Source organism: Amycolatopsis sp. FDAARGOS 1241 (assembly GCF_016889705.1).
Classification (GTDB): domain Bacteria; phylum Actinomycetota; class Actinomycetes; order Mycobacteriales; family Pseudonocardiaceae; genus Amycolatopsis.
Genome location: NZ_CP069526.1, coordinates 6,228,464 through 6,252,266, shown reverse-complemented (window position 1 = coordinate 6,252,266; position 23,803 = coordinate 6,228,464). Strand labels below are relative to the sequence as shown.

At 71.5% G+C, this 23,803-nt stretch carries 21 protein-coding genes; 7 read left to right on the top strand and 14 right to left on the bottom strand.

The window, feature by feature from the left end:
• Positions 1–60: 60 nt before the first annotated feature.
• The 10 genes from I6J71_RS30610 to fabG all read right to left on the bottom strand — a co-directional run bounded on the left by I6J71_RS30610 (position 61) and on the right by fabG (position 10,089).
• A complete protein-coding gene (locus I6J71_RS30610) occupies positions 61–552 on the bottom strand; it encodes a GrpB family protein (protein ID WP_239154012.1) in 492 nt (163 codons plus the stop codon).
• A 65-nt stretch (positions 553–617) separates the two neighbouring features.
• Positions 618–818, bottom strand: a complete 201-nt coding sequence (locus I6J71_RS30605) for a hypothetical protein (RefSeq protein WP_204090036.1) — start codon at positions 816–818, stop codon at positions 618–620.
• Complete coding sequence (locus I6J71_RS30600; RefSeq protein WP_204090035.1) at positions 815–2,545, bottom strand: amidase; 1,731 nt, start codon at positions 2,543–2,545, stop codon at positions 815–817. Before I6J71_RS30600 ends, I6J71_RS30605 begins: the two co-directional genes overlap by 4 nt.
• A 662-nt stretch (positions 2,546–3,207) precedes the next feature.
• Positions 3,208–4,065: an alpha/beta fold hydrolase gene (locus I6J71_RS30595; RefSeq protein ID WP_204090034.1), complete on the bottom strand. Its 858-nt coding sequence runs from the start codon at positions 4,063–4,065 to the stop codon at positions 3,208–3,210.
• A 168-nt stretch (positions 4,066–4,233) separates the two neighbouring features.
• The gene (locus tag I6J71_RS30590) at positions 4,234–5,352 is read right to left on the bottom strand and encodes an acyl-CoA dehydrogenase family protein (protein WP_204090033.1); all 1,119 of its coding nucleotides are present in this window, start codon (positions 5,350–5,352) and stop codon (positions 4,234–4,236) included.
• Positions 5,349–6,533: an acyl-CoA dehydrogenase family protein gene (locus I6J71_RS30585; RefSeq protein ID WP_204090032.1), complete on the bottom strand. Its 1,185-nt coding sequence runs from the start codon at positions 6,531–6,533 to the stop codon at positions 5,349–5,351. Before I6J71_RS30585 ends, I6J71_RS30590 begins: the two co-directional genes overlap by 4 nt.
• Positions 6,530–7,753, bottom strand: coding sequence for an acyl-CoA dehydrogenase family protein (locus I6J71_RS30580; protein ID WP_204090031.1), 1,224 nt, complete (start codon positions 7,751–7,753; stop codon positions 6,530–6,532). The genes I6J71_RS30585 and I6J71_RS30580 overlap by 4 nt, the downstream gene beginning before the upstream one ends.
• A gap of 2 nt (positions 7,754–7,755) precedes the next feature.
• On the bottom strand, positions 7,756–8,781 hold the full coding sequence (locus tag I6J71_RS30575) for a phosphotransferase family protein (protein WP_204090030.1): 1,026 nt from the start codon (positions 8,779–8,781) through the stop codon (positions 7,756–7,758).
• A gap of 88 nt (positions 8,782–8,869) precedes the next feature.
• Positions 8,870–9,322 (bottom strand): MaoC family dehydratase, encoded by a 453-nt coding sequence (locus I6J71_RS30570; RefSeq protein WP_204090029.1) that lies wholly within the window; start codon positions 9,320–9,322, stop codon positions 8,870–8,872.
• Between the two features lie 5 nt (positions 9,323–9,327).
• Positions 9,328–10,089 (bottom strand): 3-oxoacyl-ACP reductase FabG, encoded by a 762-nt coding sequence (fabG, locus tag I6J71_RS30565; protein WP_204097307.1) that lies wholly within the window; start codon positions 10,087–10,089, stop codon positions 9,328–9,330.
• A gap of 236 nt (positions 10,090–10,325) precedes the next feature.
• On the opposite strand from fabG, the gene I6J71_RS30560 reads away from it, so the two are divergent.
• From I6J71_RS30560 to I6J71_RS30540, 5 genes are all read left to right on the top strand, one after another.
• Complete coding sequence (locus I6J71_RS30560; RefSeq protein ID WP_204090028.1) at positions 10,326–11,102, top strand: LuxR C-terminal-related transcriptional regulator; 777 nt, start codon at positions 10,326–10,328, stop codon at positions 11,100–11,102.
• A 29-nt stretch (positions 11,103–11,131) separates the two neighbouring features.
• Positions 11,132–11,755: a TetR/AcrR family transcriptional regulator gene (locus tag I6J71_RS30555; RefSeq protein WP_204090027.1), complete on the top strand. Its 624-nt coding sequence runs from the start codon at positions 11,132–11,134 to the stop codon at positions 11,753–11,755.
• Between the two features lie 108 nt (positions 11,756–11,863).
• Positions 11,864–13,081 (top strand): acyl-CoA dehydrogenase family protein, encoded by a 1,218-nt coding sequence (locus I6J71_RS30550; protein WP_204090026.1) that lies wholly within the window; start codon positions 11,864–11,866, stop codon positions 13,079–13,081.
• Positions 13,082–13,122: 41 nt separating this feature from the next.
• Positions 13,123–15,051, top strand: a complete 1,929-nt coding sequence (locus I6J71_RS30545; protein ID WP_204090025.1) for an AMP-binding protein — start codon at positions 13,123–13,125, stop codon at positions 15,049–15,051.
• Positions 15,052–15,123: 72 nt separating this feature from the next.
• A complete protein-coding gene (locus I6J71_RS30540; protein WP_204090024.1) occupies positions 15,124–15,516 on the top strand; it encodes a hypothetical protein in 393 nt (130 codons plus the stop codon).
• 45 nt (positions 15,517–15,561) lie between these two features.
• Here I6J71_RS30540 and I6J71_RS30535 read toward each other — a convergent pair whose 3' ends face one another.
• The gene (locus I6J71_RS30535) at positions 15,562–16,248 is read right to left on the bottom strand and encodes a DUF998 domain-containing protein (RefSeq protein WP_204090023.1); all 687 of its coding nucleotides are present in this window, start codon (positions 16,246–16,248) and stop codon (positions 15,562–15,564) included.
• A 147-nt stretch (positions 16,249–16,395) separates the two neighbouring features.
• Between I6J71_RS30535 and I6J71_RS30530 the strand changes: the two genes are divergently transcribed.
• Positions 16,396–18,867 (top strand): M14 family zinc carboxypeptidase, encoded by a 2,472-nt coding sequence (locus tag I6J71_RS30530; RefSeq protein WP_370541995.1) that lies wholly within the window; start codon positions 16,396–16,398, stop codon positions 18,865–18,867.
• A gap of 28 nt (positions 18,868–18,895) precedes the next feature.
• Here I6J71_RS30530 and I6J71_RS30525 read toward each other — a convergent pair whose 3' ends face one another.
• The 3 genes from I6J71_RS30525 to I6J71_RS30515 all read right to left on the bottom strand — a co-directional run bounded on the left by I6J71_RS30525 (position 18,896) and on the right by I6J71_RS30515 (position 22,230).
• Entirely contained in the window at positions 18,896–19,501 is a 606-nt protein-coding gene (locus I6J71_RS30525; protein ID WP_204090022.1) for a LysE family translocator, read from the bottom strand.
• Between the two features lie 485 nt (positions 19,502–19,986).
• The gene (locus I6J71_RS30520; RefSeq protein WP_204090021.1) at positions 19,987–21,078 is read right to left on the bottom strand and encodes a DnaJ domain-containing protein; all 1,092 of its coding nucleotides are present in this window, start codon (positions 21,076–21,078) and stop codon (positions 19,987–19,989) included.
• 405 nt (positions 21,079–21,483) lie between these two features.
• Positions 21,484–22,230 (bottom strand): ROK family protein, encoded by a 747-nt coding sequence (locus I6J71_RS30515; protein WP_239154011.1) that lies wholly within the window; start codon positions 22,228–22,230, stop codon positions 21,484–21,486.
• Positions 22,231–22,360: 130 nt separating this feature from the next.
• Between I6J71_RS30515 and I6J71_RS30510 the strand changes: the two genes are divergently transcribed.
• Positions 22,361–23,803 carry an APC family permease gene (locus I6J71_RS30510; protein ID WP_204090020.1) on the top strand — a complete coding sequence of 481 codons (1,443 nt, stop codon included), beginning with the start codon at positions 22,361–22,363 and terminating at the stop codon, positions 23,801–23,803.

The window sequence follows — 23,803 nt, the reverse complement described above, 5'->3', positions numbered from 1 at the left end:
TGGGGAGCACCACCCCATGCTGGGCCAGAACGCTCGTGACGAACGTCGTTTTGCCGGCTGTTAGCGTTCGCGGTCGGTTTCGGACGTGGCGAGGCGGCGTTTGAGGTCGGCGTACTGCGCGGCCAGCGATGGGTCGGCGCGGAGGGCGTCGCGGAAGGTGAGCTGGGCGTGCCAGCGCGGGTGGTTCGCGGGGAGGACGTGCAGGTGGGCCAGCCGGTGCTCAGCGGTGGAGTCGGGTAGGACGAAGAAGCGGCGGTAGGGCGCGCCGACGTCCAGTGAAGGCGGGACATAGGACCAGCCGTCGGCAGACAGGGCCGCGCCGGCCGAAGTCACCACCTCGTCGACGTCCCGCACCGAAGCCATTACGTCCACCACCGGTTTCGCCGCCAGACCCGGCACAGACGTCGAGCCGACGTGCACCACGCCGTCGACCAGCCACGGCGTCAGCAGCGATGCCACACGCGCGCACAGAGCAGCGCCGCGCGCGGCCCACGCGGGGTCGGGGGCGGCGATGTGGGGTTTCTCGTGGGCCCAGGCCGGGGGTTCGGTCATGGTCGGACGCTACCGGCGGGCACCGACATTTCCGGCGCCCGCCGGTTGCCGGTGCCCGCCGGGGATCACGGGCGCGGGGACGTCCTGCTGCCCGGCACCGTTTCGTCCGCCGGGTCGAACGGGAGGTAGGTCGTACCGATCCGGGGAGCCCAGCCGATCGTCAGCGGGGGCACGGCCGGGTTCTCCGCGTGCTGCGGGAGGAACCCGATGTCCACCGGGGTCGAGAAGTCCACGGTCAGGAACCGGGCGGGTTCGGCGACGCTCATGAGAGAGCCCTCCTGATCGCTTCTTCGCCCAGGATCGGGTCGTTGGTCGGGTCCTCGAAGGCCGGGGTGGTGAGAGCGCGCGGCGCTGTCTTCGGGGTGAGGGTCCCGAACACCGGGTCCGGTGGGGCCGCGGTGTGGTACTCGGGGAAGTGCGCCTGGTAGTCCACCATGGACTGGACCAGGGCGGGCTCCGCGAAGCGCGGTCCCCAGAACTGGGCCGAGATCGGCAGGCCCGCGGTGTAGCCGACGGGGAAGCTGACCATCGGCCAGCCCAGCGCGTTCGGCACCTGGTAGTACGCCCGGTAAACCGGGAAGCCGAGGCCACCGCCGGCGCGTTCGCCGATCACGTCGCCCAGCGCCAGCACGAGCATGAAATCGACGCCGGCGTCTTCCAGCGCTCGCGTGTAGTTGGCGATGAGCCGGCGCCGCCGCTGTTCGCCCTCGTAGCGAACGGAGGCGGGGATGCCGCCGTTGAAGCGGTCGGCGCTCGCGAAACTCGCCGCCGTCTCGCCGGGCGCGCGCCGGCCGTACTGGCCGGTGAGGGTCGCCACGGCGTCGGGCGTCGGGATGCCGCTCGCGCAGAAGTCCGCCACCGCCGCGACGAACCGGACCTCGTACCGGTTCGCGTTCACCACCGCAGCCGAGGGCGACACGGGCGAGCCGTCCACCGTCGCCAGCACGTCCGCCGATGCGAAGTACGGGTTTCGTGCGGGGTCGGTCATGTCCAGGCCGGGGAACTCCTTCACCTGCGCGCCGAGGCTCTTCAGCTGGCCCACCAGCCGGTTGAACGCCTTCAGGTGCTCGGCGCCGTAGGTGTCCTGCGGGCTGACCCCGGTCTTGATAGTGCCGCCCACGTTCATCCAGTCCGTCTGCGGAATGCCGATCGTCTGGCCCTGCAACGGAGTCCGCCCGGGGCGCGGCGACGACGGGATCGCCGGGAACGGCAGGGGTGCCGAGAGCGTCTGCGGGTCGTTCACCGGATCCGGTCCGAGGATCGTGCTCAGGATCAGCGCGGAGTCCCGTGCGCTGCGGGAGATCGGGCCGAGCACGTCGTAACCCGGTGAGAGTGGCATGAGCCCGGCGATCGACACCGTGCCCAGCGACGGCTTGATCCCGCTGGCGCCGTTCGCGGCCGACGGCATGATGATGCTGCCGCCGGTCTCCTCGCCGATGCAGCCCGCGGCCAGCCGTGCGATGGGCGCGACTCCTGAGCCCTGGCTCGATCCGCCCGGCACGTGCGCCGGGCTCCAGGCGTTGCCCGCGAACGTGCCGGTGATCGAGCCCGAGAACGCCGAGCAGATGGTGTTGCCCAGCAGCACCACGCCGGCCGCGCGCAGCCGGGCGACCACCGTGGCGTCCTGCAGCGCCTTGTTGCCCTCGAACGCCGGGCTGCCGTCCTGCGCGTTCAGGCCCTTGATGCCCACGGAGTCCTTGATGCCCATGGGGATCCCGCACAACGGCGACAGGTCGCCGCCGTGCCGGTGCCAGTTCGAGATCCGCTGGTCGGCAGTTCGCGCGGCGGCGAGCGCGCTCGCGGTGTCGACGCGCACGAACGCGTTGTACGCGCCGTTGTCGCCGTACTTCTCGAAGGGGCCGTTGAACTTCGAGATCCGGTCGAGGTAGGCCTGGGTGATTTCGACGCTCGACGTGCGGCCCGCGCGCAGCAGCGCGGCGAGCTCGGTGATCTCGTAGTCCACGAGCCGGCTGCGGTGGGGGATCTGGTTCACCGACGGCAGAGCCGGCCCGCCGGCCGCGGGGGACGGCGCCGAGCTCGCCGGCGCCGCACCCAGGGTGAGAGAAAGGGTGCCACCGGCGACCGCCGCCCCGGCGCCGCCGAGCACGGATCGCCGGGTGAGTCTTCTGGGTCTTGCCACGTACTGCCTCGCTTCCGAGCAAGTGGGGAGGGGCACGCGCGACGCTAAGACCCGATGATTGCCAAGACGTTTTCGGAAATTGCGAACACATTTCCGTGTTGTTTGTCTCGGCTTCGCCGAGACGGCGAGATCGCTCTTGAGCGATCTCGCGGTGTGGCTGGGTGTGGGTGCGGGCGATGGGGAGCGGAGCGGGGAGGCATGCGAGCGGCGCGGTGGGGAGCGAATTGATGTCGGCTCAGGTGTCCCGAGGTGCGGGGCGTGATGAAGTCCGCTGAGTCCAGTAGCCGGCGCGATCTCGCGCTGTGGGTGGGTGTCAGGTGAACCGGACCGGGGATGCATGCGAGGGCGTTGCGGTGGCGGGCGAATCAGTGCCGGCTCAGGTGGTCCGAGGTACAAGGCGTGATGAAGTCCGCTGAGTCCGGTAGCCGGGGTTCTCTCGGTTTGTGGCTGGGTGCGGGGCGGGCCATGGGGGCCGAAACGGCGAGCCATGCGAGGGGGTCGCGGTGGCGGGCGAATCAATGCCGGCGCAGGTGGTCCAAGATGCGCGGCACGATGAAGTCCGCGGCCTCCTCCGGCAGCCAGTGGCTCGCGCCCTCGACCACCTCGAACTCGTACGACCCGTCGACGTACGAGCGCGTCAGCTCGGCGGCCGTGCGCCCCAGGTACGGGTCTTCGCTGCCCCACAGGTACAGCGTCGGCACGGAGATGCGGCCGGCGGGGATGTCGAACTCGTCGGTGGCCGGGCCGCCGCGGTACCAGTTGAGGGCCGCGGTCAGCGCACCCGGTTCGGTGAGGCGCGAGATGTTGCGTTCGACCAGCTCGGCCGGCACGCGGTCGCCGTACGTGGCGCGCAGTCCGGCGGCGTCGTCGGCCAGCAGGGAGGCCTCGGCGCGCCCGTCGGGGTTTCGGAAGAAGCGCACGTAGCCGAGGTCGCGGAACTGCCGCTGGTCGTCGGTCGCCGCGCGGTGCAGGGCGGCCGGGTGCGGGGTGGTGAGCACGGTCAGCGAGCGGAGCTGGTCCGGGTGCGCGCTGGCGAACGCCCAGCCGACCATGCCGCCCCAGTCGTGGGCGACGAGGTGGAAGCGGTCGTGGCCGAGCGCCGCGGCGAAGGCGATCACGTCGGTGATGAGGTGGCGCACCGAGTACTGGTCGACGTCCAGCGGGCGCGCGCCGGCGGCGTACCCGCGCTGGTCGACGGCGACGGCGCGGTAACCGGCCGCGCCGAGCGCGCCAAGCTCCGCGGTCCACGAATCGGCGAACTCGGCCCATCCGTGCAGCAACAGGACGAGCTCCCCGGACTCGGGTCCGGCCGCGAGCGCACTGTGCCGGTGCGTGCCGACGGTGAGCGTCAGCTGCTCGGGGTCCGTCACCATGATCACCAGGCTAGGAAGCCGAAGCTCCCCGCTGCACAGGAAAAAGTGCACTCTTGCCGCCTGTTCTTACGCCTGCGCGCCCCGCGCACAGTGTCCGCAGTGTCCACAGTGTCCACGACGTGCAGGAGCCCCGTCAGACGAGCGGCCGGCGGGGCTCCGGACCCCGATTCAGGCGGGCAGGTCCACGAGATCTGCCAGCCGCGCGCGGTGGCGCCCCGGCGTGCCGAATGCGAGCTCGTCGCTCTTGGCGCGCTTGAGGAACAGGTGCGCGGGGTGCTCCCACGTCATCCCGATCCCGCCGTGCAGCTGGATCGCCTCCTCGACGGCGTGCACCGCGATCGGCGCGCACCGGGCCTGGGCGACGGCCACCGCGATCGGCACGTCGTACCCGCCGGCGAGCGCGTCGGCGGCGTACCGGGCGGTGGCGCGCGCGTTGACCAGGTCCGTGTACACGTTCGCCAGGCGGTGCTTGAGCGACTGGAACCCGCCGACCGGACGGCCGAACTGGTAGCGGCCCTTGAGGTAGGTGACGGTGGTGGTCAGCGCCCATTCGGTGAGCCCGGTCTGCTCCGAGGCGAGCAGGCCCGCCGCCGTGCTCAACGCCGTGTCCAGCGCCGCTTCGGCCGCTGCGCCGGCGACGATCAGCCGCGCGGGAGCGCCGGCCAGCTCGACGTCGGCGATCCGCCGCGTGAGGTCCAGCGACACCAGCTCGGTCACCTGGGCTGCCGGCGCTTCGACCGCGTACAGCCCGGGTCCGTCCGGACCGGTCGCGGGCACCACGAACACCTCGGAAACGGACCCGTCGGCGACCGTGCCCACGCGCCCGCTCAGCGTGCCGTCGGTGCTCACCGAAACGGAGGTGGGGAACGGCGAACCCGGCGCGGTCGAGAGCGGCACGGCCAGCGCGCCGATCAGCTCACCGGGAGCCAGGCGGCCCAGCAGCTCGGCCGCGACGGCACCGCCCGCGGCCAGCAGCGCCGAGGTGGCCAGCACCGCGCTGCCGAGGTAGGGCACCGGCGCCACGCTGCGGCCCAGTTCTTCCAGCACCACGGCCACTTCGCGCGCCGAAGCGCCGTGCCCGCCGAGCTCTTCGGGCACCATCAGCCCGGCCGCGCCGAGGTCGGCGGCGAGCGTGCGCCACAGCTTCAGGTCGTACGGCTCGCTCGTCTCCACCCGGGCGAGCAGCGCGGCGGGGGAGACCTGGTCGGTGAGCAGGTCGCGCACCGACGCGCGCAGGTCCTCTTCGACGTCGGAGTACAGCAGGTCCGGGGTGGGCAGTTCGCTCATCGCGGCAGGTCCTTCCAGGCGACGTCCTTGTCCACCCGCGGCTCGGACGGCAGCCCGAGCACGCGTTCGGAGATGATGTTGCGCAGGATCTCCGAGGTCCCGCCCTCGATCGAATTGCCCTTCGCGCGCAGGTAGCGGTACCCCGCTTCGCGCCCGAGGAAGTCGACCTTGTCCGGCCGCCGCAGCGTCCAGTCGTCGTAGCGCAGGCCCTCTTCCCCGAGCAGCTCGATCTCCAGGCCGGTGAGCTTCTGGTTCAGCTCGGAGAACGCCACCTTCATCGCGGAGCCCTCCGGCCCGGGCGCGCCCGCCGCGAGCTGCTGGCGCAGCCGCGAACCCGCCAGCCGCAACGATTCGGCCTCCACCCAGTGCTGCACGAGCCGGTCGCGCAGCTCCGGCGTGCGCAGCTCGGGCCGCTCGCGCCAGGTCTTCGCGACCATGCCGACCAGGCCGCCCTCGCGCGGCAGCGCGTTGCCGCCGATGGCCACGCGCTCGTTCATCAGCGTGGTCTGCGCGACCTTCCAGCCTTCGCCGACGGCGCCGAGCCGCTGCGCATCGGGGATCCGTACACCGGTGAGGAAGACCTCGTTGAACTCGGCCTCACCGGTGATCTGGCGCAGTGGCCGCACCTCGACCCCCGGGGCGGTCATGTCGCACATGAAGTACGTCATGCCCTGGTGCTTGGGCACGTCCGGGTCAGTGCGGGTGACGAGGATGGCCCACTGCGCGTTGTGCGCGCCCGAGGTCCACACCTTCTGCCCGGTCACGACCCAGTCGTCGCCGTCGCGCACCGCGCGCGTGCCGAGCGCGGCGAGGTCGGAGCCGGCGCCGGGTTCACTGAACAGCTGGCACCACACCTCCACCCCCGTCCACAGTGGACGCAGGTAGCGCTTGCGCTGCTCGTCGGTGCCGAACGCGAGGATGGTCGGCGCGGCCATGCCGAGGCCGATACCGATGCGGCGCGGGTCGTTGTCCGGCGCGCCGGCCGCGGCGAACGCGGCGTCGACGACCGGCTGCAGCGCCCGCGGCGCGGCCTGGCCCCCGAGGCCCTCGGGGAAGTGCACCCACGCGAGCCCCGCGTCGTAGCGGGCGCGCAGGAACTCCAGCCGCTCGGTGGTCTTCGGGTCGTGCGCGGCGAGGAACTGTTCCACCTGCCCGCGCAGGTCGTCCGCGGTCACGGTCATCGGCCTGCCTCCGCCCGGTACTTCTTCAGCTCGCGGCGCGCCAGCGACCGCTTGTGCACCTCGTCCGGCCCGTCGGCCAGGCGCAGCGTGCGCACGCCCGCCCACAGCTCGGCCAGCGGGAAGTCCTGGCTCACGCCACCGGCGCCGTGGGCCTGCACGGCCTTGTCGAGGATCCACTCCACGGTGATCGGCGTGGAGATCTTGATGGCCTGGATTTCCGTGTGCGCGCCCTGGTTGCCCACGGTGTCCATCAGCCACGCGGTCTTGAGCACCAGCAGCCGCTGCTGCTCGATCTTCACGCGCGATTCGGCGATCCAGTCCTGCACCACCCCGGACTCGGCGATCGGCTTCCCGAACGTCTCGCGCGAGAGCGTGCGGCGGCACATGAGCTCCAGCGCCCGCTCGGCCATGCCGATCGCGCGCATGCAGTGGTGGATGCGGCCGGGGCCGAGTCGGGCCTGGGCGATCGCGAACCCGGCGCCCTCGGTGGCGATGAGGTTTTCGGCCGGCACGCGCACGCCGTCGAAGAGCACCTCGGCGTGACCGCCGTGGTCGCCGTCGGTGTAGCCGAACACGTGCATGCCGCGCTTGATCGTGACGCCCGGGGTATCGCGCGGGACGAGGATCATGCTCTGCTGCCGGTGTGGCTGGGCGTCCGGATCGGTCTTGCCCATCACGATCATGATCTTGCAGTTCGGGTTCATCGCGCCGGAGATGAACCACTTGCGGCCGTTGACCACGTACTCGTCGCCGTCGCGGCGGATGCTCGTGGCGATGTTGCGCGCGTCGGACGAGGCCACGTCGGGTTCGGTCATCGCGAACGCGGAGCGGATCTCGCCGTCCAGCAACGGCTGCAGCCACTGCTTCTTCTGCTGCTCCGAACCGAACATGTGGAGCACTTCCATGTTCCCGGTGTCCGGCGCGGCGCAGTTCACGGCCGTCGGCGCGAGCCGCGGGCTGCGGCCCGTGATCTCGGCCAGCGGCGCGTACTGCAAGTTGGTCAGGCCCGCGCCGTCCTCACCCGGCAGGAAGAAGTTCCACAGGCCGCGCTTGCGCGCCTCGGCCTTGAGCTCCTCGACGATCGGCACCGACGTCCACGGGTTCTCCCGCTGGGCCAGCTGCTCCTCGAAGACCGGTTCGGCGGGGTAGACGTGCGAGTCCATGAACTCGAGGAGCTGCCCGCGCAGCTCCTCGGTGCGGGAGTCGAACGCGAAGTCCATGACTACTTCTCCTCTTTGAGCGTCTCGTAGCCGTGCGAGACGAGCGGGGCCACGGCATCGCCGATGCTCTCGAACCCGGCCCCGACGGTCTGGCCTTTGCGGTAGCGGAAGTAGATGCCTTCCAGGATCACCGCGAGCTTGAAGAACGCGAAGCTCACGTACCAGTTGAGCGCCGACACGTCGCGCCCGGAGAGTTCGGCGTAGCGGGCGATCACCTCGTCGGGGCTCGGGTAGCCGGGTGCCGAGCTGGCGTTCGACACCATCTGCAGCGAAACCTTGTCGCGCTCGGCGTAGGCCACCAGCAGCGCGAGGTCCGTGAGCGGGTCGCCGAGCGTGGACATCTCCCAGTCGAGCACGGCGGTGATGCGGTCGTCGGCGTCGACGAGCACGTTGTCGAGGCGGTAGTCGCCGTGCACGATCGTCGCCGGCGGCGAGGTGGGCAGCTTCGCGGCGAGGCTGTCGTGCAGCTCATCCGCACCGGGCAGGTCGCGGCTGCGGGAGCCGTCGAGCTGCTTCTTCCAGCGGCGCAGCTGGCGTTCGAGGAAGCCGTCCGGCCGCCCGAAGTCGCCGAGCCCGACGTCGCCGGGGTTCACGGCGTGCAGGTCGACGAGCGTGTCCACGAGCCGGTAGCCGATCTCGCGCGTGCGCTCGGTGCCCAGCTTCGCGAGCTCGGCATCGGTGCGGTACGGCGTGCCCTCGACGAACTCCATGACGTAGAACTGCGCGCCGAGCACATCCGGGTCCTGGCACAGCAGGACGGTGCCCGGCACCGGGACCGCCGTGCCGGCCAGGCCGGAGATCACCGTGAACTCGCGCGCCATGTCGTGCGCGGTCGGCAGCACGTGCCCGAGCGGCGGGCGGCGCACCACCCAGCGGCTCGCGCCGTCGTCCACGATGTACGTGAGGTTCGAGCGGCCGCCCTGCACCACTTCACCGGTCAGCTCGCCGGCGACCAGGCCGGGCCGCTGCTCGTCGAGGTACGCGCGCAGGCGGGCCAGGTCGAGACCGGGCGGGTCGGACGGGGTCATCGGGTCTCCTCGGGGTTCGACGAATCACGCTACCGACTAGTCGGTATGTCGTACAGCCACCGGCCCGGGGCGTTCCCGGGCCGGCGGCTCAGGCGATCAAGCGGGCGACGAACTCGGCGACGCAGGCGGGCTTGGCCTCGCCGTCGATTTCGACGGTCCACCGCACCACAGCTTGCTTGCCACCGGCCACATCTGTCACCTCGAGCAGGTCCGCGCTGCCGCGCACCTTGGCACCGACCTTCACCGGCTGCGGGAAGCGCACCTTGTTGAGGCCGTAGTTGATGCCCATCTTCAGGCCGTCCACCCGGTACACCTGCGAGCCGAAGTGCGGCAGCAGCGACAGCGTGAGGAACCCGTGGACGATCGTCGTGCCGAACGGGCCCGCGGCGGCCTTCTCGGTGTCGAGGTGGATCCACTGGTAGTCGTCCGTGGCTTCGGCGAACCGCTGCACCCGCTCCTGCGTGACGGTGAGCCACTCGCTCTCGCCGAGGTGCTCACCCGCCGCTGCGGCGAACTCGTCGATGTTCGTGAACACGCGCATGGCCATCAGTCCTTCGGTCCGCCGGCGACGTAGATGACCTGGCCCGAGACGAAGCCCGCGCCTTCGCTCACGAGGAACGACGTCACGTGCGCGATGTCGTCCGGGGTGCCTACGCGCTGGACGGGGATCTGCGAGGCGGCCGCGGCCTTGAAGTCCTCGAAGTCCATGCCGAGCCGCTCCGCGGTGGCCGCGGTCATGTCCGTGGCGATGAACCCGGGGGCGATCGCGTTGGCGGTGATCCCGAACTTGCCGAGTTCGATGGCCAGTGTCTTGGTGAAGCCCTGCATGCCGGCTTTGGCGGCGGAGTAGTTGACCTGGCCGCGATTGCCCAGCGCGGAGGTGCTGGACAGGTTGACGATCCGGCCCCACTTCTCCTGCGTCTGGTACTTCTGCACCGCGCGGGTCATCAGGAACGAGCCCTTGAGGTGCACGCCGAGCACGGAGTCCCAGTCGTTCTCGGTCATCTTGAACAGCAGGTTGTCGCGGGTGATGCCCGCGTTGTTGACCAGCACGGTCGGCGCGCCGAGTTCCTCGGCGACGCGGGTGACGGCGGCCTCGACCTGGTCGGCGTCGCTGACGTCCAGCGAAACGCCGACAGCCTTGCCGCCCTCGGCGACGATCGCCTCGGCGCCGGCCTTCACCGCGGACTCGTCGAGGTCCAGCAGCCCGACGGCGAACCCGTCGGCAGCGAGGCGGCGGGCCACGGCGGCGCCGATGCCGCGGCCGGCGCCGGTCACGATGGCAACTCGGGAGGGGGAATCGGTCACGAGGACCTCCTCGTCGTTCTCGTCGTTGAGCAAGAAGCGGTCGGGCACGCAGTCTGCCTGACTAAGCGCCCGCTCAGGAAGATACCTCTGCCGGTCGGCGGCACGACTGTGACCCGGTTCATGTTCGCCCGGACGGGCGCCTGGTTTTTCAAGGCTCGGCTAGAAAACCTAGGCACGGCTCCGTAAAGTGAGCTGGGTCTCAGCTGCCGGCGGTCAGCGCGGGGAAGGAGGCGCGGATGCCGGGCGAGGAGCGGCGCCGGGTGGCCGGGTTGCTGCGGGCGGTGCGGTCCCTGGACCACGTCGACGTCGCGTTCGCCGCCTCCGTCGACGGCACTGCCGGGACCTTCGTGCTCGACCGGTTCGACGGCGCGCGCACCGACCTGCTGCGGAACCTGGTCATCCCGATCGGCGACGGTGTCGGCGGCCGTTGCATCGCGCTCGGGCGGCCCGTGTTCGTCAAGGACTACGTGGCGGCGCGCGGCATCACGCACCGCTTCGACGGCGCGGTGGCCGGCGAAGGCCTGAGCGCGATGTTCGCCGTGCCCGTCACGAGCGGCGGCGCGGTGCGCTTCGTCGTATACGGCGCCGCGCGCACCCCGGTGGTGTTCGGGGAACGCCTCATCGACCGCGCCGTCGACCTCGTGAAGCGTTCGGCCGCCGCGCCGGTGCGCGAAGACCGGCCGAAGCAGCTGACGGTGCGGGAAGTCGCGGCGGAACTCGCGGAACTCGCCGCGGCGGTGCCGGATCCCGCAGTGGGCCGCCGGCTGCGCGAGCTGGGCGCGTGCCTGTCCGGGCAGCCGGCCGAAGAGGACCTGCCGGTGCGGTTGTCGCCGCGCGAGCTGGACGTGCTCACGGCCGTCGCGATGGGGGACGGCAATGTCGAGATCGCCGGACGGCTCGGGCTGACCGTGCAGACCGTGAAGTCGTACCTCAAGAGCGCGATGGCCAAATTGGACAGTCACACCCGCGGCGAAGCCGTCTACCGCGCCCGGCGAGCCGGCTTGCTACCGTGACGGCGCTCGCGCGGGGCAGGAGGCAGCCGATGGCCGGGCGGACCGAAGACGAGCCGGTGACCCGGGCCGGGCGCAAGCGCGCCGAACGCCTGGCGCGCCTCGAACGCGTCGCGGCGCGGGTCTTCGCGCGCCACGGCTACGAAGGTACGAACCTCGACCTCATCGCGGCCGAACTCGACCTGCGGGGCGCCAGCCTCTACTACTACGTCTCCTCCAAGGAGGAGCTGTTCCTGCGCTGCCTGCGCAAGTCCGCAGCGGACGTGTCCACGCGCCTCGGCGCTATCGCCGAAGCCGAGCCCGACCCGGCGCGGCGGCTGCACCTGCTGTTCCGCGAACAGGTGCTGATCGAGGTCCGCGACTACCCCGAGTACGTCCCGCTCTTCTTCAAGGCGCGAGTGAGCGTCGACCGGCTCGCCGACGCGGTGCTGACGTTGCGCCGCGAACACGCTCGGCTGTTCGAGGAGACCGCGCGCGAGCTCGCGCGGCAGACCGGCACCGACCGGACCAGGACCAGGTTGTGCCTGGAGATCGCGTACGGCACCCTGGCCTATCTGCCGGACTGGTACGACCCGGAGGGCGAGGTCGGGCCGGGCGAGCTGGCCGACGACCTCGCCGGGCTGCTCGTCGAGCCGTTCCTGGCGAAGCGGGACTGAGCTGCTTCACCACCCCCACTCGTGGGTATCTGCGGTGAGCGGACCGGACCTACCGTTGCTCCGGATGGCCCAGCGCGGCCGCAGGATCGGAAGAACGGGTGATGCCGAATGACCGCGACCACCACGAACTCCGCGCGGGGTGGCCACGTCGTGGACCACGGGTACGAACTGCCGTGGGCGTTCACGCCGGAGCATCTGCAGTGGCGTGACACCGTGCGGGAGTTCACGGCCGAGGTGGTCGCTCCGGAGGCGGGCCGGCGCAGCATCGAATCGCGCTTCGACGCGGACCTGGTGCGGCGGGCCGGACAGCTCGGGGTCTTCGGCCTGCTCGTGCCCACCGAGTTCGGCGGCGCCGGTGCGGACCTGCGCACTCTGTGCCTGACGATCGAGGAGCTGGCCACGGTGGACTCTTCGCTCGCGGTGACGGTGCACGTCCAGGCGATCTGCGCGGCACTGCTGGCCCACCTCGCGGCCGACCGGCCCGAGCTGTGCCGCGAGATCCTGCCGTCGGCCGCGACCGGCGAAACGTTCATCTCGATCGGTCTCACCGAGCCCTCGGGCGGGTCCGACGCCGGCAACATCAGCACCGTCGCACGGCAGGACGGTGACGGCTGGCTCGTCAACGGCGCCAAGCAGTTCATCACGAACTCCGGCACCCCGTTCTCGCGGTACGTGATCCTCATGGCCGCGGTGGGGGACAGCGAACGCGGCCGGCCGCCGGTGTCGGCGTTCCTCGTCCCGCTGGACGCGCCGGGCGTCACCGTCGGCAAGGCCTACCCGAAGCTGGGCTGGCGCTCGTCCGACACGCACCCGCTGTTCTTCGACGACGTCCGGGTGCCGGCCGACGCGCTGCTGTCCGAACCGGGACACGGGTACCACGACGCGCTGGAGTTCCTCACCTGGGCGCGGCTGCCCATCGCCGCGATGAGTGCCGGGCTGGCTCGTGGCTGCCTCGCCGACACGCTGCGGTTCGTCTCGGAACGCTCGTCGTTCGGCCGGCCGCTCGGCCGCCACCAGGCGGTCGCGTTCCAGACCGCGGACATCGCCGCGCTCGCCGCCACCGCCCGGACGCTGACCTACGACGGCGCGTGGAAGTACGACCACGGGCTGCCCATCCGCGAAGCCGCCGCGACCGCGAAGCTCGTGGCGTCGGAAGCGGCCAACAAGGCTGCGTACATCGCGACCCAGCTGCAAGGTGGGTACGGCTTCATCGAAGAAACCGCGGCGACACGGCACCACCAGGACGCCCGCATCCTCACCATCGGCGAAGGCACGTCGGAGGTGCAGCGGATGCTCATCGCCCGCTCGCTGGGGCTCGCCGTCTGACGAACCCCGACCCACAACCCGACACACAAAGGAGTGTGACCGTGGCCGACAGCGTGGAACAGCTGATCTCCGTTCCGGTGCAGGAGCTTCCCGAACGGTGGCGGTCACCGGGCCGGGCCGCGGAGATCGCGCGGGCGCGGGCGATGCACGACCGGGACCCGGACGAGTACTGGGCATGGGTCGCGGGCAGGCAGCGGTGGATCCGGCCGTGGGACGAGGTGCGCTCCGGGAACCTGCCGAACTTCCGGTACTTCACGGGCGGGTTGATCAACGTCGCGGACAACTGCGTCGACCGGTGGGCCGAGGATCCCGCGACGGCCGACCGGCCGGCCGTGGTGTGGGAGGGCGAGCCGGGCGACACGCGCACGGTGACCTACGCCAAACTCGCCCGCGAGTCGTCCTCGCTCGCCGCGGGGCTGCTCGCACTCGGGGTCGGCAAAGGCGACGTCGTCGCGATCTACCTGCCGAACCTCGTCGAGGCGTTCACCGCGATCCACGCCTGCAACCGGATCGGCGCGATCTATACGGTCCTGTTCTCCGGGTTCGGCAAGGACGCCGTGGCCGCACGGCTCAAGGTGTCCGGGGCGAAGGCGGTGGTCGTCGCGGACGCGTCGTACCGGCGCGGGAAGCTCGTGCCGCTGCTGGACACGCTGCGGGCGGCCCGGGCGGGCCTGCCCTCGCTCGAGCGCGTGGTGGTGCTCGACCGCACCGGGCGCGACGTGGAGCTGGAATCCGGTGAGGTCCGGTACGCGGACCTGGTCGCCCGGCACCCCGAGGGCACCCCGGCCGTGCCGCTGGAGGCGAACGACCCGGCGTTCCTGATCTTCACCAGCGGCACGGAATCGACCCCGAAGGGTGTGGTCCACTCCGTCGCCGGCTTCCTGGTGGGCACGTGGGCCAACGCGTACTGGCAAGCGGGCCTCGAGGAGGGCGACGTCTACTGGGTGGCCGCCGACGTCGGCTGGCTGACGTTTCCGATCCAGGCGGTGATCGGTGGCCTGGCCTGCGGGACGACCATCGCGTGCTACGAGGGCGCGCTGGACACCCCGACGAACGCGCGGTTCTACGAGTTCTGCGAACGCCACGAGGTCACGAAAGTGCTGGCGGCGCCGACGGTGCTGCGGATGCTGCGGTCGTTCGGCGAAGAGCTGCGCGCGGCGCACCCGCTGCCGCGGCTGCAGCTGGTGACCGTGCAGGGCGAGCCGCTCGACGCGGACACGTTCACCTGGGGGCTCACGCGGCTCGGCGTGCCGATCGTCAACGCATACGGGCAGACCGAAACCGGCTCGACCTGGACCTACCCGGTGACGGGCGTCGACGCACTCAAGGCCGGCTCGGCGGGGCGGCCGCTGCCGGGCCACGGCTGCGAGGTCGTGGACGACGACGGCGTGCCCGTGCCGGCCGGGACCAAGGGCAACCTGGTGATCACGCGGCCCTTCCCGACGCTGGCGCGCACCGTGTGGCACGACCACGAGCGCTACCTCTCGGCGTACTTCACGCGCTACCCGGGCAAGTACTGCACGAACGACGAAGCGGTGCTCGACGCCGATGGGCACCTGTGGGTGCTCGGGCGGGCGGACGACGTCATCAACGTCGCGGCCCACCGGATCTCCACGATGGAGATCGAGGGCGTGGTGACCGCCGACGACCGCGTCGCCGAGGCCGCCGTGGTCGGCGTGCCCGACGCGACGAAGGGCACGGTTCCGGTCGCCTTCGTGACGCTCCTGCCCGGCGCGGACGCCCGCACCGTCGCCGACGACCTGATCCACCGGGTGGGCGCGGAGCTCGGCGGGTACGCGCGGCTGGCCCGCGTCTACCCCGTGACCGCCCTGCCGAAGACCCGCACGGGCAAGACGATGCGCCGCCTGCTACGCGACGTCCTCGTCGAGGGCGGGCCCAGCGGCGACACCAGCGCGATGGAGGACCCGGGCGCGCTCGACGCGGTGCTCGCGGCCGTCTCGGCGGGGTGACCTCGGGCGGGCGCCCGCTGCCGCAGGCCCGATAAGCTGGCGCCCGTGTCCGAGGGGCGAGAGGTGTCGACCGTGACCATCTGGAACGACGTGACCAGTTTCGTGCGCCTGCGCTACGAGGTGCTCGAAGACCACGACGGCTGGCTGCGCTTCCGGCTCCCCACCGAGGACGGCCGCACCCAGCAGGCGACCGTCCACCTCCTGCCCGACCACAGCGGCGTCGCGTGGGCCGAGTTGTCGTCCCCCGTGGGCTGGGCCGACCGTGTCGACCTCCGCCGGCTGCTGGAGCTGGTCGGCGCCGAGGGCGTCGGCGGTGCCGCGATCGTGGACGGGGTGGCGCTGATCAAACACACCGTGCCGCTCGCGTCGCTGGACATCGCGGAGGAGCTGGACCAGCCCCTGCGCACGCTCGTGGCTCGTGCCGATGAGCTGGAACGCGAACTGGGCCAGGGCGACGAGTTCTGACCGCTGCGGGCCACGGAGTTGGAGCGGTGCGGGGAGCCGGCCGCGTCAGGGCGTGACGGTTGCCGGTTCGTCCGGCGCCTGACCCCTGGCCTTAGCGCGGACCGGCGCGGCCAGCGCGGCCAGCGCGACGAGTTCCGTCAGGGCCATCCCGCGTTCCACGATGCCGAGCGGGATGAGCTGCCACCAGCGCTCGTCGTTCACGGCGGCGACCGCCACGGCGCCCAGGATGATCGCGAACCAGCCGAGGGACAGCGCGGCGAGCAGGTGGGCGGCGAAGCGCCGGTGGGGCGAGCGCGGGAACGTGGTGCGCGCGGCGATGAGCACGGCCAGCGGCAGGCAGACGAAGGCGACAACGCTCGCGACGCGGTGCAGCGTGCCGCCGGCGCCGGAGCCGGTGGCGCTGGCCCAGTTGGTCTTGGGGAAGGCCACGATGACGAGCAGGCCGATCGTCCACAGTGCACCGAAGGCGGCCGACACCACGGGCAGCCGGCGTTGCAGGCGCAGCACGGCGAGCGTCACGGCGGACCCGACGGCCACCAGGACCACGGCGAGGTTGAACACCCACTTGTTGTCCGAGAGCCCGTACTCGCTGATCGTGCGGCTGGTCACGCTGATCTCGTCCGTCGGGGGAACGAGCTGCAGCAGCAGGACCAGGGCGGCGCCGACCGCGAACAGCGTGATGCCGGCGATCGACAGCATCGCGGGGCGGCGGTCCTCGGCGAGGGTCGTCATCCTTCGAGATTAGCCAGCGGGCCCGTGCGCCCGCTGTGAGCCGATTGGTCCAGTACTTCCGAAGGTTACCTGGGGCGTTTTGCGCCGATATGGTCGTTCGCTGCCGGAGCGTCCCGGCCCCGGCTCGGCCCTGGGAGGTCCGTGATCGTGGGGAGTTCACCTACAGCCAGAAGACGGAGACCGCTGGTCCTGCTGGCCGCGGCCGGCGTCGTGGCGGGGGCGGTCGTCGCCCTGCCGACGTCGGCGACAGCCGCGCAGAACGTGTTGCACGCCGACCGCGCCGTGACGCGGTCGTGTTTCGCCGCCCTGCAGCCGCAGGGCGCACCGGGTACCGACCGCCGCGAGCTCGCCTCGACGGTCGACGGCCTGGTCCAGGCCCGGCTGGCACCGAGTGCCGGCGCCGAGGGCGACTGGGATCTCGCCGTGTTCGACAAGTCCACCGGGGCGCTCGTCGCGGCCTCGGCGGCGCTGCGCAGCCACGAGCTCGCCGAGAGCTTCGTGAAGAAGGGCCAGCAGCTCGTGGTCCAGGGGTGCCGCTACGGCGGGAACAGCAAGAACGTGACCCTCGGTGTCGACTTCCTCGCCCTGACCCCGCAGGGGGCGCCGACCGAGAAGGCCGAGCTCGTCCGCGTGCACACCCCGTCTCGCGCGGACAAGGACAAGCTGCTCGGCCTCGGCCTCGACGTCACCGAGAAGGGCGACGCCACGGGCGTCGAGGTCGTGCTCGCCGGCGACGCCGACCGCCGCACGCTCGCCGCGAGCGGGCTCAAATCCACCGTCGTCGAGGCGGACCTGTCGGCGAAGTCGATCCGTGACGCCAAAGCCGACCGCGAGTACGCCGCCAAGACGGCCGCGTCGGCGCTGCCGTCCGGCCGGACGAGCTACCGCCACCTCTACGACTACGAGTACGAGATGAAGGAGCTCGCGCGCAAGAACCCCAAGCTGGTCAAGGCGTTCACGCTGCCCGAGCCCACGTGGGAAGGCCGTGACGTCGTCGGTCTCGAGATCGGAACGGACGTAGCCAACACCGCCGACGGCAAGCCGGTCGACTTCACCATGGGTGTGCACCACGCGCGCGAATGGCCGGCCGGCGAGACCGCGATGGAGTGGGCCTACCAGCTGATCAACGGCTATGCCCACGACAGCGAGCTGCGCGGCCTGGTCAGCAAGACGCGCAACATCGTCGTCCCGATCGTGAACCCCGACGGCTTCTCGATCTCCCGCGAAGCCGAACCCCGTGGGGACTTCACGAGGTTCGACTACGAGATGAAACGCAAGAACTGCAACGCCGCCGACTCCCCGCCGCAGTACGCGACGGGCGTGTGCAAGGCCAACCCCGGCGGCGCGCAGCGCGGCACCGACCCGAACCGCAACTACGCCGGCTTCTGGGGCGGCGGGGGAGCGGGCCTGACGTGGAGCAGTGAGACGTTCCGCGGTTCGGCGCCGTTCAGCGAACCGGAGTCGCGCAACATCCGCTCGGTCGTGTCGTCGCAGCAGGTCACGAACCTGATCACGTTCCACACCAACGCGGCGCTCGTCCTGCGCCCGCCGGGTGTGGCCGACGTCCGCCCGCCGCTCGAAGATCCGGCGTACGAGGCGCTGGGTGCGAAGCTGGCCGCGCACAATGGGTACACGAACGAACCGAGCTGGATGCTGTACGACACCACCGGCACCACGGAGGACTGGTCCTACTGGGCCACCGGAGGCTGGGGCTTCACCATCGAGATCGGCGGTGCCGGGTTCCACACGCCGTACGAAGTGGGTGTGGTGGCCGAGTACGAGGGCTTGGCCCCGTCGTCCGGCGCGGGCAAGGGCGGCAACAGCGCGGCGCTGGTGGAAATGCTGCGCAACACCGCCGATCCGGCCGCGCACTCGACGCTGATCGGCACGGCGCCGAAGGGCTACCAGCTGAAGCTGCACAAGACGTTCCAGACCCCGACGTCGCCGGTGGTGCAACCCGACGGCTCGACCAAGCCGCCGCTGTACGTCACCGACAACCTGAACTCCACGTACACGTCCCGTGGCGGGCGGTTCGCGTGGTCGGTGAACCCGTCGACGCGGCCGTACGTCGCCGGCCGCTACGGGCGCGACCCGCAGGGCCCGGCGCAGGCCGGGTACGCGGTGGCGAACCCGGCGGGCGTGCCGCCGATCAACCAGTCGTACCCGGACGACCTGGCCTCGGAGAGCTTCACGTTCCACGTCGACGGACTGCCCAAGGTGGACAACGGGCGGTTCAGCGTAGACGTGAACTGGGTGAACCCGGACACCGACTGGGACCTGTACGTGTACGACGCCGCGGGCAACCTCGTGACGTCGTCGGCCAACGGCGGCACGACGTCCGAGCACGCCGTGCTGTTCGACCCGCCCGCCGGCGACTACCGGGCCGTGATGGTGAACTACGCGCAGGCCAACCCGGCGCAGGTGGACGACTGGACCGGGGGCGTTTCGTTCGCTTCGCCGGTGCCGCCGACGTACGGGCCGAAGGAGGCCTACCAGCTGACCTGCACCACGCCGAAGGGCAAGCTGGCCGGCATCGCGGACGTCTACCTCGACCGCGGCCAGACCGTCGACGTCGGTGAGGTCTGCACCGACTCGGCACGCGCGGCGAAGCGGCGCTGACGCGACTCGCGGGGTGGGGGCGCCGCTCTCACCCCGCGACCGCCAGCGCCACCCCGAGCACGACCAGGACGGTGCCGACCACGCGGTTGAGCGCCGGCCGCGCCCGGTCGTACCAGCGCTGCGTGGCGGGGGAGGAGAACAGCAGCGCCACGGACAGGTGCCACGTCGCCGAGGCCAGCACGATCAGGCAGATCGCCGCGACCTTCGTCGCGGTGGGTTCCGTCGGGGGCAGCGTGGCCGTGAGGACGCTCCCGAAGAACACCGCGGCCTTCGGGTTGGTGACGTTGCTCAGCATTCCCTGCCCGAACGCGTTCCCCCGCTCCGGCGGCGGTTTCCCGTCGGGCGTCCGGGCTTTCAGCCACAGCCGGACGCCCAGCCACGCCAGGTACAGCCCGCAGACGACGCGCAGCGCCGTCGCCAGCCACGGCGTCGCCGCGAGCAACGTCCCCAGGCCGAACACCGCGACCGTTGCGAGCAAACCGCCGGCCGCTACTACGCCCAACGCCACCGCGAGGGCCGCCCGCCTCGACCCGGCGGCCGCCGTGTGCGCGATCAACACGAAGTTCGGCCCCGGCGTGAGGGCCGCGGGTGCGTGCCCGAGCAGCACGGTGCCGAGCGTGGCCACGGTGTTCACGCGGTCACCGGCCTGGTGAGGTGATGGGGGAGCACTGTGCCGAGTATGGCGGTCGCGGTGCGCGCCCGGTCTCCGTGGGCACCGGGTCCAGCCGGCGCAAGTGCGCGTCGCGGCTCTGCGAACGCCGGCTGTTCGCGGGCGCTCGACGTGCGTTGCCCCGCACGGTCTGTGCGAAAGTCACCGGTTCGGGTGCTCGCGCCGCCACCCAGCACGGCGGAGAGCGCGGTGGGTGGTGGCTGAACAACTTTCGAATCGCCGCTGTCGGCGTCATTCGGTGACAGCGGCGGTTGCGGCGGTGAGCATGGTGGCCGTTCGGGCCCCGCATGGGGGAAGCCGGTTGGGTGCTGTTGTTTCGGGCACGGTTTGGTGATCGTGGGCGGGCGCTTGACGTGCATCGGTTCGCTACGGTCTGTGCGAAAGTCATCGGTTCCTGCGCTCCGGCCACCGCCACCGCGCTCGCGCACCAACGCCCCGGCTGCCGGCCGTCAGGCGGCCCGGCCGCTCCCGACGACCTGCGCGCGCATCGTCCGCAGCGCGTCGTGGTCCACAGTGGATGGTTCGGCGGACAGCCAGGTGCCGATCTCGTGCAGGAACTGCTCCGGCGTCATCGGCGGGCCGGGTTCGGGGCCCGGCTCGGCCGTGGTCAGGGCGCCCGTGTGGCTCGGGTAGACGATCATCGCGCCGCGCAGGGCCACACCGGGGAGCAGGGTGCGGTAGGCGTCGAGGCTTTCGGCCAGGCGGGAGCCGCCGCCGCGGAACGGGCGGCCGTTGCGGAGCAGGCGGCCGTCGTCGGCGGTTTCGTAGTGGCCGGGCAGCCACTGCTTCGATTCGATGAGCACGAGGCGCTTGCCGCACAGCACGGCGTGGTCGACGTCGGCGAAGACGGAGCCCGGCCAGGCCAGGCCGTGGAAGATGCGGGCGCCGGGCAGGCGTGTCAGGTACCGCTCGAGCAGGTCGGCGGTGAGCCGTTCGGCGAGCTCGTCGGCCTCGACGCCCGGACTGCCGAACACCGCACCGCCGCCGAACTCGGCCGCGAACTCCCTGCGGGCGCGCCGCGCGGCGAGGTAGCCGCGGGCCAGCCGCTGCACGAGCAGCGCCGTGCCCGCCGTGAGCAGCAGCCACACCACGAGCACCGGCGGCGTGAAGTCCACGCCGAACACCAGCGGCGCGAGCACCAGCACCAGCCCGGAGACCGCCGCGACGACCGGCGTGTGCCCCGGCCCGCGGCGGCGCCCGTGGCGCATGCGCGGATCCTGTGCTGCGAACTCCCACCACTCGAGCTCGTCCGGCACCAGGTCCAGCGGCTCCGGCACGAACCCGGGCTCTTCGCTGAACCGGCGGCGCTTCGGCTTGGCCGGCGGGCGCGTGTGCACGGCCGGAATGCCCGCGTCGTACCCAGCGCGAGCGCGGGGATCACTCAGCGTGTCGTACGCCTCGCGCAGCAGCTGGAACGTGCCCACGGTGCCACCGGCGTCGGGGTGCAGCGTCTTCGCCAGCCGGCGGTAGGCGGCTTTGATGTCCGCGGGCGACGCCGTCTTCCCCACGCCGAGCACCGCGTAGTAGTCGACTTCGGGCACGTTCGCGTTCCACCTCCGGATGACTGCCGCGCAACGATATGGGGTCCGTGATCGCGATCGGCAACCGCCTCCGCCGCGCGCCGGGGTGAACCGTGTTCATCGAAGCCTCCCACCGGCCACAGTGGACGGTCGGCACCACGGCCTGGCTGCGGCGTGTCCCTCGATCGGGTTCCCCTCGTCGATCTACGCTGTAGACCGGCCGGCCCGCGGGCACACTGGCGCTCGGCGCATCGGCTCGTCGCCGCTGATGCCACCGGCCGCACGATCATCCCCGGATCGAGCACCACCGTCACGGCGGCGACCAGGTGTGCGAGGTGCCGCACCTGGTCCTCGAGCACGCGCAATCGCCACCGGATCGCTGCCCTGCGCGAGGCGCGAAGACGTCCTGGGCGGCCCGCGCGGCGGTCACGCCAGCGCGTGTGCGTGCCCGACGATCGCGTGCTCCGAAGCGACGTCCTCCACCGGGCCGAGGCGGTGGGCCCGCGCGCCCGGCGCGGCGGTGCTCGTCGAATGGCCCGTCGGGAGGTCGGCGAGCCCGCCCGCCGCTCCGTGCGCGCCGCGGAACAGCTTGCCGCCCACCAGCACGCCCATCCCGATGCCCGTCCCGACCGTGAGGCTCACGAGCACCTCCACGCCGAGCAGCGCACCCAGCCCGTGCTCGCCGACGGCCCACAGGTTCGCGTCGGGAGCTCGGATCCGTCCACGGGCGCGCCGCCGGTTCGTGCGGCAGGTCCGTGCGGTCCCAGCCGGGCGTGTTCGGTGCACAGCCCCGGACCGAGGAGACCGCGCGGGCCACCACGTCGGCGACCGTCCGGACGAGCGCGCTGCCCGAACGGCACCGGTCCAGTTCGTCCGGTCGCGCGACGACCCTTCCACCGAGGTCCGCGATCGCCACGCGGATCGAGCGCCGGCCGACGTCCACGCCCGCCACGTGGCTGGCCTCCGGCGCCGCGCGGTACACGAGGCGGCGGAGCGCCTCGGATGGGCCGGGCGGCGGCCCACCGCGCGGACGAGCCGGCACTGCTCCGGATCGGGCAACGCCTGGCCCACCGTCGGCTTCGACAGCCCGGTGCCCGCGGCGATCCGCGGCCGCGTCGCCGAACCGCCGGCGCGCAGCCGCTGCAGCACCAACCGCTGGTTCTGCTCGCGCATGGTCACCGGAGACCGCCGATGGTGCTACCGCTCGCCCGGACGGTGTTTCCACAACTTTGCGAACGGAGCCCTTCCGGCCCCGCACATCTTATGTTAAGAATCTTTACTAACTAGTGGACGGAGGCGCGATGTGAGCTCACCCACCCGTTCGGGGGGTTCCGGGACGGCGGATCTGCCCCGCACCGGCCTCGAACGCAAGATCGGGCCGCTGCAGGCGACCGCGATCAACATGACGCAGATGTGCGGCATCGGCCCGTTCGTGACGATCCCCGCGATGGTCGCGACCATGGGCGGCCCGCAAGCGATGTTCGGCTGGATCGTCGGCGCGATCATCGCGCTCGCCGACGGCCTCGTCTGGGCCGAGCTCGGCGCCGCGCTGCCCGGGGCGGGCGGCACCTACATCTACCTCCGCGAAGCGTTCCAGTACCGCACCGGCCGCCTGATGCCGTTCCTGTTCGCCTGGAGCGCCGTGCTGTTCATCCCGCTGATCATGTCCACCGGGATCATCGGCCTCGTCCAGTACCTCGGTTACCTGGTCCCGGGTGTGGTCGACGACGGCGCCGTCACCCCGCTCGGCAAGATCATCGGCATCGTCATCATCGCCGTGATCGTGCTGGCCCTGTTCCGCCGCATCGGCCAGATCGGCAAGCTCACCACCGTCCTGTTCGTGATCATGCTGTTCGCCGTGCTCACGGTGATCATCGCCGCCTTCTCGCACTTCAGCGGCGGCCAGGCGTTCGCCTTCACACCCGGCGCGTTCGGTTCGGGCGGCGCGTTCTGGACCGGCCTCGGCGCCGGCCTCGTGATCGCGATCTACGACTACCTCGGGTACAACACCAGCGCGTACCTCGGTGGTGAGGTGCGCGACCCGGGCCGCACGATCCCGAGGTCGATCATCTTCTCGATCCTCGGCATCATGTCGTTGTACTTCCTGCTGCAGGTGGGCGTGCTCGGCTCGATCCCGTTGGCGGAGCTGAAGAACGCGACGTCGGTCGCCTCGACGGTGCTCGAGCAGGCGTGGGGTTCGGTCACCGCCAAGGTGATCACGGTCTTCATCGTGATCGCGGCCATCGGCTCGGTGTTCGCCGGCCTGCTCGGCGGCTCGCGCGTGCCGTTCGAAGCCGCGCGCGACAAGGTGTTCCTGCCGGTGTTCGGCAAGCTGCACCCCAAGCTGAACCTGCCCACCGCCGGCGTGCTGACGATGGGGGTGATCACCGCGATCGGTTCGCTGTTCACGCTGACCGACGTGATCAACGCGGCCGTCACCGTGCTCGTCATCATCCAGTCGCTCGCGCAGGTCGCCGCGATCTGGGTGCTGCGCCGCCGTCAGCCGCGGCTGCGCCGCCCGTACCGGCAGTTCCTCTACCCGATCCCGACGATCATCGCGCTCGCCGGGTGGGTCTACATCTACGTCTCGGCCACGACGCTCTCGATCATCCTGTCGATCGCGTGGATCGTGCTCGGCGTCATCGCGTTCGGAATCTACGCGGCGGCGGAGAAGACGTGGCCGTTCGGGCCCAAGGAGATCCGCGAGGCGTTCGTCCTCGCGCAGCAGCAGACCGAAGGGGCGTGA

Bases quoted from the DNA above. Each gene is read 5' to 3' on its own strand.
- I6J71_RS30590 (WP_204090033.1), bottom strand. From the start codon at position 5,352: ATGAGCGAACTGCCCACCCCGGACCTGCTGTACTCCGACGTCGAAGAG.
- I6J71_RS30585 (WP_204090032.1), bottom strand. From the start codon at position 6,533: ATGACCGTGACCGCGGACGACCTGCGCGGGCAGGTGGAACAGTTCCTC.
- I6J71_RS30535 (WP_204090023.1), bottom strand. From the start codon at position 16,248: ATGACGACCCTCGCCGAGGACCGCCGCCCCGCGATGCTGTCGATCGCC.
- I6J71_RS30550 (WP_204090026.1), top strand. From the start codon at position 11,864: ATGACCGCGACCACCACGAACTCCGCGCGGGGTGGCCACGTCGTGGAC.
- I6J71_RS30595 (WP_204090034.1), bottom strand. From the start codon at position 4,065: ATGGTGACGGACCCCGAGCAGCTGACGCTCACCGTCGGCACGCACCGG.
- I6J71_RS30580 (WP_204090031.1), bottom strand. From the start codon at position 7,753: ATGGACTTCGCGTTCGACTCCCGCACCGAGGAGCTGCGCGGGCAGCTC.
- I6J71_RS30570 (WP_204090029.1), bottom strand. From the start codon at position 9,322: ATGCGCGTGTTCACGAACATCGACGAGTTCGCCGCAGCGGCGGGTGAG.
- I6J71_RS30575 (WP_204090030.1), bottom strand. From the start codon at position 8,781: ATGACCCCGTCCGACCCGCCCGGTCTCGACCTGGCCCGCCTGCGCGCG.
- I6J71_RS30605 (WP_204090036.1), bottom strand. From the start codon at position 818: ATGAGCGTCGCCGAACCCGCCCGGTTCCTGACCGTGGACTTCTCGACC.
- I6J71_RS30560 (WP_204090028.1), top strand. From the start codon at position 10,326: ATGCCGGGCGAGGAGCGGCGCCGGGTGGCCGGGTTGCTGCGGGCGGTG.
- I6J71_RS30515 (WP_239154011.1), bottom strand. From the start codon at position 22,230: ATGCGCGAGCAGAACCAGCGGTTGGTGCTGCAGCGGCTGCGCGCCGGC.
- I6J71_RS30555 (WP_204090027.1), top strand. From the start codon at position 11,132: ATGGCCGGGCGGACCGAAGACGAGCCGGTGACCCGGGCCGGGCGCAAG.
- I6J71_RS30610 (WP_239154012.1), bottom strand. From the start codon at position 552: ATGACCGAACCCCCGGCCTGGGCCCACGAGAAACCCCACATCGCCGCC.